This window comes from Mycobacterium shunyiense (assembly GCF_058270075.1).
This window is the reverse complement of record NZ_JBZDPU010000047.1, coordinates 1-1,377: the sequence shown is the minus strand read 5'-3', so window position 1 is coordinate 1,377 and position 1,377 is coordinate 1. Positions and strand designations below refer to the sequence as shown.

Genomic DNA, 1,377 nt, shown 5'->3' with positions numbered 1-1,377 from the left:
GGCTTTGTGTTCGTCGTAGGCGGTGTGGTGGCGCAGGCAGCCGTGCAGGATGCCGACGAGACGGTTGCCCAGGGCGCGCAGCGCTTGGTGGTGGGTGTCGCCGGCGGCGCGATGCTGGTCGTAGAAGGCGCGGGCGCCGGGGCTGTTGGTCAGCGCGCAGAAGGCCCATTGGTCGATCGCGTCGTAGAGCCGTTTGTTGCGGACGTGGCGGGCCAGCACAGCACGTTTCTTGCCCGATGCGACGGTCAATGGTGATGTTCCGGCGTAGTTTTTGCGAGACTTGGCGGTGGTGTAACGGTTCGGGTCGTCCCCGAACTCACCGAGCACCCGGGCGCCGAGGATGACACCAAGTCCTGGCAGGGAGAGGTAGACGTCGGCGTCCGGGTGTGTCTCAAAATGTGTCGCCAACTCGGCCTCGAGCGCGACGATCTGATGGTTCAACTCAGCGATGATGCCGACAGCAGCGCGGGTGCTCGCCCCGAACGCGGCAGCGACGGCGGGTGGGGCGGCGAGCCGCTCGGCGCGCAGGGCGGTCTGAATCTCCAGCGCCCTGGCATCGAGGTTGCGTTGTCGCCCAGCGGCTTTGAGAGCCGACCGGATCTTAGAGAAGCTCAGTCGGGCGGCGTCGCTGGGCGTGGGGGCGCGCCCCAGGATGGCCAGGGCGTCGCGGTCAGACAGTGAGTCGAAAGCCTCCAAAGCGCCCGGGTAGTACTCGCGAAGCGCGCTGCGCAGTGCGTTGGTGTTGCGGTTGCGCGCCCAGATCAAATTCTGATGCGCCCGTGCCAGCACCTTGACCGACTCCACGTCCGGGGTGTCCCCGGCAAGCAGGCGGTGGTTGTGCCGGTCAGTGCGCACCAGATCGGCCAACACCTTGGCGTCGGCGGCGTCGGACTTCGCGCCCGACACATAGTGGCGGTCTCGGTAACGGGCCACCGCCAGCGGGTTGACCGCGAACACCTGATAGCCGACCGCAGCGAGCGCCTCGACCCACAGGCCACGGTCGGTTTCGATGCCGATGATCACCTGGTCGGGCCCGTCGGCGTGGGCGGCCACCAGTTCGTGGAACCCGCCGATCCCGGCGAGTCCCTCCGGGAGCCGACGCGAGGCCAGTTTGGTTCCCTCGGCGTCCATAAGATGAATGTCGTGATGGTCCTCGGCCCAGTCGTCTCCAACGAATATCGTCACCTTGCCTCCCTTGCTCGATGTTGGGTGAAACCTGTTCGAGCCGAAGGACACCCGGCGGCAACCTAATGGATCAGTGCTCGAACGGCACGACATCCCATCAGCGCTACAGATGACCTCACCAACCGGCCGGGGCACGATCTAGCCCTAGGAATCGACCAACACTCCGGGGTCGAGCAGTGCTCACCGACCAGC

Annotated in this window: 1 protein-coding gene; it reads right to left on the bottom strand. The window is 66.2% G+C overall.

Annotated elements, in window-relative coordinates; all coding sequences use genetic code 11:
* Positions 1–1,185, bottom strand: a 1,185-nt coding sequence (locus AC4ELH_RS35300; protein WP_498889589.1) for an IS110 family RNA-guided transposase, incomplete at its 3' end; no start/stop codon positions are given.
* Positions 1,186–1,377: the final 192 nt, after the last annotated feature.